This is a genomic window from Vibrio superstes (genome assembly GCF_003569005.1).
Taxonomy (GTDB): domain Bacteria; phylum Pseudomonadota; class Gammaproteobacteria; order Enterobacterales; family Vibrionaceae; genus Vibrio; species Vibrio superstes.
In genome coordinates this window covers 1,112,430-1,124,942 of record NZ_BCUR01000001.1, presented here as the reverse complement: position 1 = coordinate 1,124,942, position 12,513 = coordinate 1,112,430, and the positions used below count along the sequence as shown (strand labels likewise).

General features: G+C 44.6%; 9 protein-coding genes. 4 read left to right on the top strand and 5 right to left on the bottom strand.

Annotated elements, in window-relative coordinates; genetic code table 11:
- Positions 1-324: 324 nt before the first annotated feature.
- A complete protein-coding gene (locus D5I41_RS04870; protein WP_119008777.1) occupies positions 325-1,908 on the bottom strand; it encodes an alpha-glucosidase in 1,584 nt (527 codons plus the stop codon).
- Between the two features lie 237 nt (positions 1,909-2,145).
- On the opposite strand from D5I41_RS04870, the gene D5I41_RS04865 reads away from it, so the two are divergent.
- Complete coding sequence (locus D5I41_RS04865; protein WP_186811063.1) at positions 2,146-2,565, top strand: BLUF domain-containing protein; 420 nt, start codon at positions 2,146-2,148, stop codon at positions 2,563-2,565.
- A gap of 664 nt (positions 2,566-3,229) precedes the next feature.
- Positions 3,230-5,920, top strand: coding sequence for a polysaccharide lyase 6 family protein (locus D5I41_RS04860; protein ID WP_119008775.1), 2,691 nt, complete (start codon positions 3,230-3,232; stop codon positions 5,918-5,920).
- Positions 5,921-6,021: 101 nt separating this feature from the next.
- Here D5I41_RS04860 and D5I41_RS04855 read toward each other — a convergent pair whose 3' ends face one another.
- From D5I41_RS04855 to D5I41_RS04840, 4 genes are all read right to left on the bottom strand, one after another.
- A complete protein-coding gene (locus D5I41_RS04855) occupies positions 6,022-6,639 on the bottom strand; it encodes a fumarylacetoacetate hydrolase family protein (RefSeq protein WP_119008774.1) in 618 nt (205 codons plus the stop codon).
- Positions 6,640-6,644: 5 nt separating this feature from the next.
- Positions 6,645-6,926, bottom strand: coding sequence for a putative quinol monooxygenase (locus D5I41_RS04850; protein ID WP_119008773.1), 282 nt, complete (start codon positions 6,924-6,926; stop codon positions 6,645-6,647).
- Positions 6,927-6,938: 12 nt separating this feature from the next.
- Positions 6,939-8,057, bottom strand: a complete 1,119-nt coding sequence (gcvT, locus tag D5I41_RS04845) for a glycine cleavage system aminomethyltransferase GcvT (protein ID WP_119008772.1) — start codon at positions 8,055-8,057, stop codon at positions 6,939-6,941.
- A gap of 152 nt (positions 8,058-8,209) precedes the next feature.
- Positions 8,210-8,833 carry a helix-turn-helix domain-containing protein gene (locus D5I41_RS04840; RefSeq protein ID WP_119008771.1) on the bottom strand — a complete coding sequence of 208 codons (624 nt, stop codon included), beginning with the start codon at positions 8,831-8,833 and terminating at the stop codon, positions 8,210-8,212.
- A gap of 227 nt (positions 8,834-9,060) precedes the next feature.
- Between D5I41_RS04840 and gcvH the strand changes: the two genes are divergently transcribed.
- Both gcvH and gcvP read left to right on the top strand, forming a co-directional pair.
- Entirely contained in the window at positions 9,061-9,441 is a 381-nt protein-coding gene (gcvH, locus tag D5I41_RS04835) for a glycine cleavage system protein GcvH (protein ID WP_102550378.1), read from the top strand.
- A 192-nt stretch (positions 9,442-9,633) separates the two neighbouring features.
- Complete coding sequence (gene gcvP, locus D5I41_RS04830; RefSeq protein ID WP_119008770.1) at positions 9,634-12,501, top strand: aminomethyl-transferring glycine dehydrogenase; 2,868 nt, start codon at positions 9,634-9,636, stop codon at positions 12,499-12,501.
- Positions 12,502-12,513: the final 12 nt, after the last annotated feature.

The window sequence follows — 12,513 nt, the reverse complement described above, 5'->3', positions numbered from 1 at the left end:
TGAGGGTTTTGCTTTTACTTTATATTTCATTAATAACTCTGAATCACAGAGTGAAAGTGGATAGTACACTAATAAAGCAGGCTGTAAAGCTTTATTGTCATCTTTTTTCATTGTTCATTCTACAAACTACTTTATAGATATTTCTGAACGCTATCGCATCTTTCACATCCAAACGGCTTTATTGCTTAATTCAATGAGAGGGGACAGTTGCGCCCAGTTAGTTGTTTTGTAACAAGGTTTCAGGCATGAAGCTATGATGAGTGAGTGTAGCTGAACTTGAAACTAGCGTTAAACGTATTAATGTTTAACGCTAATTTCACTGCTCTAGCTTTTATATATCGCAAAAGAGTATGGCGCTAGAGACTCGTTTAGCTCCTCTCCGAGTAACAACTCCGCTGATTGAAGTTCAGGAAGATTAGGCGCCGATACCCTTGCAGGGCTTAGGTTGACAATCACTGAATAGGTGCAGCTATCACTCTCACGTTGATACGCAATAATCGCATCCTCTGTATCGTACAGCGACGTCTCTCCCGTTTTTAGCGTCTCAGAGCTGAGTCGCAATTCAATCAACTGTTGGTAAAAGTGCAATATAGACTCAGTATCCTGCTGCTGAGCTTTTACGTTTATCGTGCTCTTGTTCTCATTGACCTTCAGCCAAGGCGTTGCTTCACTGAAACCGGCAAAGGTTGAGTCATCCCACTGCATTGGCGTCCGACTGGTGTCTCGGCTGGCTTTACTTACCAGTGCCAAGGCGTCATCACTTGATAAACCAAGCTCTAGCTGCTCTTGATATTTGGCAACAGTATCAATGTCATCATAATCAGAGATCTCATCAAAATAGCAGTTAGTCATCCCTATTTCCTCACCTTGGTATAGATAAGGGGTGCCATGCTGAGTAAGGTTAAGTACGGCTAACGCTTTTGCTGACTGTAACCAAAACTCTCCGTCATCACCGTAAAGCGATACTTGTCTCGGCTTATCATGATTAGAGAGGAAATTTGCATTCCAAGCGCCTTGCCTTTGAACCTCAATACGAGTCTTAACCTGCTCCTTGTAATATCGGTTCAGGTTCTCATGAAATACTTCGATTTCTGGTGGCGTGAATACAATAGCCATTTGAAACTCGTTACGTGAAGGGAGCACATAATCCAACAACTCACCGGTATCTCTGGCATTGATCTCTCCAACACTGAGAACATCACGAGTGTGTATCTTGCTCATTAGTTTACGCAGATGTGCATGTCCCTTCGGTCTATTCACGCACGCTTCTGTGGCAAAGGTGCCATTCGGCGCATCTTCGATACCTGATTTATCCAAAAACGAAATCGCATCAACTCGAAAGCCATCCACGCCTTTGTCTAGCCACCAATCTACCATCTGCTCAATTTCAGAAACCAGAACAGAACATTCCCAATTAAGGTCTGGCTGTTTTTTACTAAAGGTATGTAGATAGAATTGCTGGCGAGACTCACAATACTCCCAAGCACTACCGCCAAATACAGACCTCAAATCATTAGGCTCATCAGCCCAATAGAAATAGTCTGCATAGGGTCCCGTCTTTGATTGTTTCGATTGCTCAAACCACTCATGCTCATCCGAACAATGGTTGATCACCAAGTCCATCACCAGTTTCATTCCCCGTTGATGACACTCTTCCAGCAATAAGTCGAAGTCTTGCACAGTGCCAAACTCCGCAAGAATGGCCTGATAGTTACGAATATCATAGCCGTTGTCATCACAAGGAGAGTCGTAAACAGGGCTTAACCAAAGGGTATTAATGCCTAACTGCTGAAGATAATCGAGTTTCGAACGAACACCATTGATGTCACCAATGCCGTCGTTGTTTGAGTCTTTAAAACTGCGGGGGTAGATCTGATAAACGATCGCATCTTTAACCCAAGTATTCATAATCATGCTCCATAAATTAATGAGCGATAATCATAATTTGTCTCCGGCGGAGCGATAATCGTGATTTGTCTCTGAGGTTGGCCAGAACTAGCCATTTGGCAACGAATAATAGATTGAAATGGTTTCTGTGTCACGATGCGAGCTCACAATTGCACAACTCATAGGGGATCACCTAGGAATTTCAGCGACATAGAGTATATTTGATAATGTCTTTTGATAAAAATAGAAGTGATGGCTATGGTTCTAACTCGATTAATTTATATCAGTACCCTATCTCCAACCTGTGATTCTCATACCTTAGATGACATTCTTACTACCTCTAGGAGATTCAATCAACAGAGTCATTTAACTGGTCTTTTAAGCCACAACAACAAATATTTTTTACAGTGCTTAGAGGGCTCAAGAGAGGCTGTGAACTCGACCTATAACCGCATTTTGAAAGACGAAAGACACGACAATGTACAGATTCTCTATTTCCAAGAGATCCACACCAGAGTCTTTGGTGATTGGTCTATGGGAGACATCCCTGAGTCTTACCTAACTGCCCTTATCAATATGCAGTTCTCAAGCTCACCAGATTTCAATCCGTACGAGATGTCAGGCGAAAGTGCTTTTCAGATGTTACTGGAACTCAAGCAAAGATTACCGTCTGAATAATCAAGCTTTAAAAACTGTAACCCCAGTTCAATAGTTGCGCCCTGAGAGACTTCTGAATCTCAAGGCGTTACTCTGGGATCGGAAAAAAGTACGCTATATAGGCCTCCCCAACATATAAAGGTGATAGCCACTTATATTGCTTGGTAACTTCTATTGCTCCTTATATGCAATTTAATAAAGGTACTTAAATAATTAAACTATGTTCGTAGAGCAGTAACGTTCAGCTTTCTCTATTGAACATCATGAGAAAATGCAACAACTTGAATATTCCCCAGTATCATATTTAAACTCACTTAGAATAATAATCCACACCAATGAGTTATTATTCTTCCGACAAATAGAAAGCTTTATTATTAGGTTTAGACACACCTACAAAAAGGTGATCCCCCTCAACAATAAATAACCAACCCATGTTCAAATTAGGCTTACTTCAGCCCTTACCTTGTGAGGCACATCAAGAATTTAATCATTAGCCTATCATTTCAATCAATACACACCAAACCTATAAGCCATTGTTTTTTATCAAAAAAAACACCAGCACCACTCTGGCACTTAAATATTATTGTACTCATGTAATACAAATGAGATATCGATCGCTATAAACACAAAGTAAAACTAAATAACATATTGATACAGGAAATAACATTTTGAAATAAGAGGGAACATGAACAAGAGTATTTTATCCATACTGATAACGTTAGCGATCGTCGGTTGTAATGATTCCAGTCAAAGTAGCCAAGTAACCGACCCTGATAATTCGATACCTGGGACGCCACTAGAGCCATCTATTCCAGTGGATCCTGATGAATCAATACCTGGAACGCCACTTGATCCCTCGATTCCAATAACATCAGAGGTACCTTTTGCGAAAGATATGCCGCAAGGTGTTAAAACCCTTTTAAGCTCCGATTCAAGTGAATGCACCGAGTATATTTCTGAGCCAAGTATTTACGACAAAGCGATGAACCCTGGTGATGTTGTCTGTATTAATGATGGTACTTATAGCGAAGCAGAGCTTGTTTTTGGTGGCCAAGGTACAGAACAAGCGCCAATTAAGGTTCGAGCGACTAACCCAGGCCAGGTAACAATCACCGGCGAAACCAAAATCATTATGGGCGGTGAGTATGTTCAGTTACATGGCCTTATCTTTGATGGTGGAGAAAGTGCGAGTAGTAAATTATTAGAAACACGATTTAGCTCTGCTGAACTTTGTAATCATTGTCGTATTTCTGAAAATGTCTTTGTGAATATCGATGGCGACAAAAATCTTTCCAGTAACAAGGAAAATGGCGTGTGGCTAGCCCTCTACGGCAAGCATAACTGGATTGATCACAATATTTTCAGTGGTAAAACTACCGGGAACCCTATTGTTTCGTTAGTAAGAGAAAGCGGGCTAATGGACGAGGGCAACGGGGGAATCGCTGAACACACCACTGTTTACGCGAACTACTTTGCTAACCGTCCGCCCACACAAGGCAAGCTTTACGCTGGCAGTAGCGACAATGACTATGAAGCTATTCGTACTGGTCTAAGTGAAACGCACCACTATGCCGGTAACTCATTCATTATTGGTAACCTATTTGAGCGTATTCAGGCTGAGGCTGAAGTTATCTCAAATAAAGCATCAAAAAACGTAATTGCACAAAACACTGTCCGTAACAGCTATGGTTCAATTACCAATCGCCATGGTAATCACAACAACATCTCTAACAACTTCATTTTTGGTGATGGTTACCCTTATTCAGGCGGCTTGAGACTGGTCGATGATGGACACATTGTTACAAACAACTATATCGAAGGTGCCCGTTACAAGTCGACGACCCATCATGGTGGCATTGTGCTTCTTGGTACTGACGGCGCTGGTGATGGCGGAAATGGCTATCAGCCACTTGAAAATGTTCATGTGGCATTTAACACCGTAATTGACAGCATCAATAGTATTAACATCGATGGCGGGGGTAAGTCTAAACAGCCAGAGCAGATCTACTTTGCAAATAACATTGTTGATAAAGCCATCGGTCCTGTGTTTGTTGAAACTGACCGCGGTTGGGCAAGCAATTCTGTTGTAGTTGGCAATATTGTAGATGGTGATTCCTTTGCAGATACAGACAAAGTTACAGGTAGCCTTGTTAGTGCTCATTTGGTAAAAGGTATCGATGGCTTATACCGACCATCAAACTCATCGAGTATTGACGCTACTGAATACGATAGAGGGGAATTTGTTGCAGTAACCTCTGATATGGATGGCCTTACACGCAATGAAATCACTCTAGCGGGTGCTGATGATATTACTAATGGTTCTCCACTAGTTGAGCCACTCAATTATGATGATGTAGGTCCACAATCCTATTCTTTCGATAAACCTGAGCCAGTAATCCACGAAACTGAACTGAACAACTATGCGTTTATCAATGGTACTGAAGGTTGGTTGGGCAATGCCTCCGTTACAGGTTCAGGTACCTTTAGCTATAACTCAAGCTTAGTTGTGATAGGAGAAGATCAAAGTGCATATCAAGAAGTAACGCTGACACCCAACACAAAACATGCAGTCTCTGCCTTTGTGAAAGGGAAATATAATATCAGCGTCGGCGAGCACAGCTTTGACGGTGATGTATCAAATACAGATTACCAACTGGTTATCCATGAGTTCACAACAGGAGCTACAGAAACATCAGGCCAATTGTCTTTAGCACTTGCGAGTGAAGTAACGCTAAATGCAGGAATTCAAGACGGCGACTTGGGTCAGTGGCGCTCCGATGGTGGTAGCAGTGATTTTTGGATTCAACAAGAAGGTAGCAGTGAAGGTTTGGGGGATGTGGGTAGTTCAGGTGATTCCGCCTTTAGTGACGAAGGTGGTACAAATGGCTCGGCGCGCATACGCTTTAAAAAAGGCGAAGATACCTATGACTTTAGTGCGACTCCAGGTCTTAGCCAAAAAGTCTCAAATATTCCTATGAACACACCAATGACATATAGCCTTTACTACTGTGACAATAAAGGGGATGACTCTGTATCTACGCTACATTACGGCGTTAAAAATAGCGTAGGGACGATCATTTCGGATGCAAAAGCACACATTAAGGATCTCGATGATGCTCCGGAAGGAAGTGTGAAAAGTTGCTTCAAGCAAGTAACTCTTGAGTTTGATAGTGCTTCCAATAGCGATGTTGAAGTGTTTGCCTATATGGAAGTTGATACTTCGGTCGGAGAGGATGAGTTACTTTATCAAGTAGAAAACAACAAAGAGCTTGAAGTTCGAATTGATGAGTTCGCTCTAACGTACCAAGGAACACCTAACTCTGATGAAGAAGCCTATTTTGATGAAGTACGCTTGATTAAACGTACAGACATTTAATAGGTTAAGCACTGTTACTATCTGATTAATAACGATAAAAGCCCTCTTTATCCTATTGTATAAAGAGGGCTTTTGGTTATTTGGGGGAACATCTTATTTACTTATTGCGCCAACCAGTTTTGTTCTACAAGACATTGATCTCCTTGCAAAACACGCCCCACAAATCGATCCCCCCTATTAACAACACCCACGCCTTTTGGCGTCCCTGTCATCACGATGTCACCCTCTTCCAGTGACGTGAACTTGTTAAGCTCTTGCTTGATCAGCTGTGGTGGATACAGCATAAGCTCGACACCGCCTTGTTGAATCAGCTCATCGTTGATCCAAAGCTGAAGCGATAACTCTTTAAAGTCGCCATCAAAGGAGACAAACTCCGAGACAACCGCTGAACCATCAAATGCCTTGGCGCGCTCCCAAGGAAGGCCTTTTGCTTTTAGTGCACTTTGCGTCTGCCGTTTAGTGAGATCTAGACCAATAGCCACCCCAGAAAATTCACCATCTTTGACTAAAAAGCACAACTCCGCCTCATAGTGTAAGGGCTCATCATGGAAACTGTTCAGCTGTTGGCTAAGAGAAGAATTTGGCTTCATAAAAACCACCATGTCTTCTGGGGTTTCATTACCTAGCTCTTCAATATGCGCCGCGTAGTTTCTGCCGACACACAGTACCTTGCTTGGCGTAAAAGATTGTTTTTCCAGAGTAACTTGATTGAGAGGCATGATTTTTAGCTTTCTTCTGAGACTTGGTAATGTCGAATCACATTAGAGGTGATAGCGCCCCAGTGAGATTCTTTTACTCGGCGTTGATGATATTCAAAGGCTTCTTTATCTATGAACTCTTCATAAACATCAAAGCGATGAGGCTTTTTTGAGGATTGTTGAACATAAAAGGTAATACAGCCAGGCTCTGCGTGAGTCAGTTCAATATGCTCAGGCAAAGCCTCAAGTACCTGTTTTAAGTCTTGAACGGGCACGATAATGTGCCCTTCCAATGTCACTTTCGACATAATTGAAGACAATTAACCGCGGTAGTAGCGCTGCGGTACAAATGGCATTTTTTCTACGGTCATCGGCAGTTTTTTACCGCGTACTTCAGCAAAGATCTCGGTGCCTGCTGCCATTAGATCAGCGCGTACATAAGCCATAGAAACCGGTTTGCCTGCGTTAGGACCAGCTGTACCGCTAGTTACAACACCCACTTCCACATCGTTAGCATCAAACAATTTACAGCCTTCACGAACAGGCGCTTTCGTTTGACCCACTAGACCAACGCGTTTACGCGAAACATCTTTAGTCGCAATTTGATCAAGAATGATGTCTGCGCCTGGGAAGCCACCAGCACGTTCGCCATCAGCGCGACGTACTTTGCTGATCGCCCAAAGTAAGCTAGCTTCAACAGGCGTCGTTGTAGTGTCTAGGTCGTGACCGTAAAGACATAAACCACACTCAAGACGCAACGAGTCACGAGCACCAAGACCAATCCACTCTACCAGATCAGAATCGGTGAGCTTGCGAGCCAAAGCTTCCGCTTGCTCAGCAGGAACTGAGATCTCATAGCCGTCTTCGCCAGTATAGCCAGAGCGACTTACAATACACTCGACACCAAGCAACTCAAGGCGAGCTACATCCATAAACACCATGTCTTTAACCGCTGGATTTAGCTCGGCCAATACGTCAACCGCTTTAGGGCCTTGAAGCGCCAGCAAAGCCCTGTCATCAATAACTTCTAGCTCAATATCCGCAGGTAGGTTTACCTGAAGGTGCGCGATGTCTTGCTCTTTACAAGCAGCATTTACCACCACAAACAAGTGATCGCCAAGGTTAGCCACCATCAAATCGTCCATGATGCCGCCTTGCTCATTGGTAAAGAACGCATAGCGCTGATTGCCACTAGCAAGATCAATAATATCAACTGGGACTAAGGCCTCTAGCGCCGCAGCGGCATTGTCGCCTTTAAGGCGAAGCTGCCCCATATGAGACACATCGAAAAGACCGGCTGCATCACGAGTATGCAAGTGCTCCTTCTTAACCCCTAGTGGATATTGAACTGGCATATCATACCCAGCAAACGGCACCATTTTTGCGCCTTCTTCAACATGAAGGGCGTGTAAAGGGGTTTTCAGTAAAGCTTCAGTCATTGTCTCTCCTTAGCTGTGTTCTGCGCCATGTTTCTTAACTTGGCTCAGAGCAACATATTCATAATGATTGATATCAGTTTCGCAGTTAAGCAAACGTTTGCCGACACTATAGGAAACTTCGTCTCGTAACACAACCGCTACATTCAAGCGGTCTATTTTGCTGTAACCCAAAGTATTTGGGCATCGTGTTCACTGCGTGAAACCAGCGCATGCCCCATGTTAGCGTCGTAATAAACACTGTCACCTTCAGCAAGGACTAAAGGCTCATAAAATTCGGTGTATAGAGTAACCTCACCAGACAGAATGAGCAGAAACTCCTCACCATCGTGTCTAACCCAGCCCTGAAACTCATCAAAGCTTCGAGCATGCACCACAGATTTGAATGGCATCATTTTCTTCTGTGACATCTCCGTCGCCAGCAACTCATGCTCATACGTTGGCGTAGGGTGAGGCTTGCCCTGTCCCTTCATCGTGACGTCTCTGCGCCCGCTCGCACCTTTGTTCTTGGGAGGGGCAAACAACTGCGGCATATCGATATCTAACCCAGAGGCCAGCTTTTGCATCGCCTGAAACGTCGGGCTTATTTGCTCGTTCTCTATCTTGCTTAGCGTAGAGCGGGCTAGCCCTGTGCGCTGACTTGCCTCCTCAAGAGTTAAACCAAGCTGGCTACGGATTGACTTAATTTTGTCACCTAACTTTAATGGTTCAACGCTGTTTTCTACTGAGGACTTCTCTATGGTTAATGATGGATAATCATCCAGTTTAGATTCTTTCATGAGGTCCTTCGTCTTAATTTTCTTCCCATTTCTTGACTGAAAAGTGTGCCACAAAAAGGTACTTGGGATGAAGAGCATAGAGTAAGATTAAGTGAGAGATAAGTTGCATTCTTGAATTTTTTGTTTCCAATAGGAAATTTCGACTTGAGAATGTAAACAACTCGGTTTATTTTATCTGCAATAGTGCTTTTATTAATTCAAATCTGATTAAGTTGGAGATTCAAAAAATGGACAACACCCTTAAGTTTGCTGATAGCCATGAGTGGGTAAAAGACAACGGTGACGGTACGGTTACTATCGGTATCTCAGAGCACGCTCAACAGATGCTAGGTGATGTTGTATTTGTCGACCTACCAGAAGTAGAAGAAAACATTGAAGCTGGCGACAGCTTTTCATTGGTTGAGTCTGTAAAAGCAGCATCAGACATCTACGCGCCAATCACAGGTGAAATCGTTGAAATTAACGAAGAGCTAGAAGATAGCCCTGAGCTCATCAACGAAGAACCGTACGAAGGCGGTTGGATTGTTAAGGTGAAACTAGAAGATCCGTCTGAGCTAGATAACCTAACTAGCGCAGAAGATTACCTAGCTAGCATCGAAGACGAGTAACTCTCTTCGGTTTTATTAAGTTAAAACAATAGCTTCTAAGTATCCCCGCAACTGCGGGGATCTTGCCATTCAGAGACGCGTATAAGAGAGCAAGCATGCTCCACATCGAAAGCCTGAATTGCAGCACACATCTAGGAAACTGAATCACCCCTAAAGTCTCGTAGAAGGCTTCAAGTAAGGTATAAAGGAATTATGACTGATCTACTACGCAGTTTGAGTACAGATAACGAATTTGTTGCGCGCCATAATGGTCCCAACTTAACTGATCAAAAAACAATGCTTGAGCGCATCAAGGCAGAGAGCCTAGATGACCTTATTCAACAAACGGTGCCACAACAAATCCGTTTAGAGAAACCACTGACTCTAGACGCACCGCTGAGCGAAGCGGGCATGCTAGAGGAAATGAAGAAATTTGCTCAGCAGAACCAAGTTAAGCGCACCTTTATCGGCCAAGGCTACTACAACACCTTCACGCCAAACGTAATCCTGCGCAATGTTCTAGAAAATCCAGGTTGGTACACAGCGTATACTCCATACCAGCCAGAGATTTCTCAAGGCCGCCTTGAAGCTCTGCTAAACTACCAGCAAATGGTCATCGACCTTACAGGCATGGAAATCGCAAACGCCTCTCTTCTAGATGAAGCGACGGCTGCGGCAGAGGCAATGACTCTGTGTAAGCGTGCCGGTAAGAGCAAGAGCAAGACTTTCTTCGTGGCAAGCGATGTTCACCCTCAAACCATAGAAGTGGTTAAGACTCGCGCTGAATACATCGGCTTTGAAGTTTTCATTGGCGATCTAGATTCCTTACCTGAGCAAGACGTCTTTGGCGCGCTGGTTCAGTATCCAAACACTACCGGTGATGTACGTGATCTCACTGACATCATCGCGAAAGCACAGGCGAACAAGACGCTAGTTACAGTTGCTACCGACCTTCTTGCATCAACTCTAATTAAGCCTGCGGGCGAAATGGGCGCAGATGTCGTGATTGGCTCAGCACAGCGCTTTGGTGTACCCATGGGTTACGGTGGTCCTCACGCGGCATTCATGGCTACCCGTGACAAGCACAAGCGTACTATGCCTGGTCGTGTTATTGGCGTATCTATCGATACCAACGGCAACCAAGCACTACGCATGGCAATGCAAACGCGCGAGCAACACATCCGTCGTGAAAAAGCGACCTCAAACATCTGTACCGCTCAGGCTCTGCTTGCCAACATGGCTGCGTTCTATGCGGTATTCCACGGTAGCGAAGGCCTTAAAACCATCGCACGTCGCACGCACCACATGACAGCAATTCTAGCGGCAGGCCTAACTCAAGCTGGCTATGAGCTATGTAATAAGTCGTTCTTCGATACTATTACCATTAACACTGGCGATAGAACTGAGGCGCTATACGGCGCGGCTCAACGTGACAACATCAACCTGCGTAAACTAGACGGCAAGCTAGGTGTGAGTTTCGATGAAACGACGACTACTGCAGATATCGTCGCGCTATTTAGCGTATTCCAGGTGACAGAGTCTATTGAAGCGCTTAGCGCAGAAGTGGCAAAGAACGAGTTTGCTGCAATTCCAGAAAACTGCCGCCGCGAGTCAGAGTTCCTAACGCACCCTGTGTTCAATACTCACCACAGTGAAACACAGATGATGCGCTACCTTAAACAGCTAGAGAACAAAGACTTCTCGCTAACGCACGGCATGATCCCTCTGGGCTCTTGTACCATGAAGCTAAACGCAGCGGCAGAGATGATCCCTGTTACTTGGCCTGAATTCGGTGCTATCCACCCATTCGCGCCGATTGAACAAGCTGCAGGCTATACCGCTCTTGCAAAAGACCTTAAAGCCAAGCTTTGTGAAATCACTGGTTACGACGACTTCTCACTGCAGCCAAACTCTGGTGCATCAGGTGAGTACGCAGGCCTAATCGCTATTCAACGCTACCACCAATCACGTGGTGAAGGTCACCGTAACGTCTGTTTGATACCAAGCTCTGCGCACGGCACTAACCCTGCAACGGCATCTATGGTGTCAATGAAAGTGGTTGTAGTGAAATGTGATGACGATGGCAACATCGACATGGCTGACCTAGAAGCGAAGATTGAGAAGCACGCTGAGAACCTATCTAGCATCATGATCACCTACCCTTCAACCCACGGTGTGTTTGAAGAACACGTGAAAGAGGTATGTGAAAAAATCCACGCTGCTGGCGGTCAAGTTTACCTTGATGGTGCGAACATGAACGCACAGGTTGGTCTGACTACTCCTGGCTTTATCGGCTCGGACGTTTCGCACCTTAACCTACACAAAACCTTCTGTATTCCACACGGTGGTGGTGGCCCGGGTATGGGCCCAATCGGTGTTAAATCTCACTTGGCTCCATTCCTGCCAGGTCACATCGAAAATGGCGTACAAGGCTCAGATCATGCCGTCTCTGCTGCAGATATGGGTAGTGCTTCTATCTTACCGATATCTTGGGCTTACATCGCAATGATGGGCGAGCAAGGGCTAACGCACGCAACAGAAGTGGCAATCCTAAACGCTAACTACGTAATGGAGCGTTTGTTACCATACTATCCAGTTCTTTACCGCGGTAAGAATGGCCGAGTAGCGCACGAGTGCATCATCGACATCCGCCCTCTTAAAGAAGAAACAGGCATCAGTGAAGAAGATATTGCAAAACGTCTAATGGACTATGGCTTCCACGCCCCAACCATGTCATTCCCAGTTGCGGGCACGCTAATGGTTGAGCCAACAGAGTCAGAAGACCTAGAAGAACTAAATCGCTTCTGTGACGCTATGATTGCCATCCGTAAAGAGATGAACAAGGTACGCGATGGCGAATGGCCACTGGACAACAACCCATTGGTTAACGCACCTCACACTCAGGTTGATCTAGCAAGCAGTGAGTGGGATCGTCCTTACCCTCGTGAGCTAGGCGCATTCCCTTCTCGTTCACAACGAGTTTGGAAATACTGGCCTACAGTAAACCGCGTTGATAACGTTTACGGTGACCGTAACCTTATCTGCTCGTGCCCAAGCATTGAAGAGTACGTTGAAGAGTAATTAACACTCTCT

Bases quoted from the DNA above. Each gene is read 5' to 3' on its own strand.
- D5I41_RS04870 (WP_119008777.1), bottom strand. From the start codon at position 1,908: ATGAATACTTGGGTTAAAGATGCGATCGTTTATCAGATCTACCCCCGC.
- D5I41_RS04865 (WP_186811063.1), top strand. From the start codon at position 2,146: ATGGTTCTAACTCGATTAATTTATATCAGTACCCTATCTCCAACCTGT.
- D5I41_RS04860 (WP_119008775.1), top strand. From the start codon at position 3,230: ATGAACAAGAGTATTTTATCCATACTGATAACGTTAGCGATCGTCGGT.
- D5I41_RS04855 (WP_119008774.1), bottom strand. From the start codon at position 6,639: ATGCCTCTCAATCAAGTTACTCTGGAAAAACAATCTTTTACGCCAAGC.
- D5I41_RS04850 (WP_119008773.1), bottom strand. From the start codon at position 6,926: ATGTCGAAAGTGACATTGGAAGGGCACATTATCGTGCCCGTTCAAGAC.
- gcvT (WP_119008772.1), bottom strand. From the start codon at position 8,057: ATGACTGAAGCTTTACTGAAAACCCCTTTACACGCCCTTCATGTTGAA.
- D5I41_RS04840 (WP_119008771.1), bottom strand. From the start codon at position 8,833: ATGAAAGAATCTAAACTGGATGATTATCCATCATTAACCATAGAGAAG.
- gcvH (WP_102550378.1), top strand. From the start codon at position 9,061: ATGGACAACACCCTTAAGTTTGCTGATAGCCATGAGTGGGTAAAAGAC.
- gcvP (WP_119008770.1), top strand. From the start codon at position 9,634: ATGACTGATCTACTACGCAGTTTGAGTACAGATAACGAATTTGTTGCG.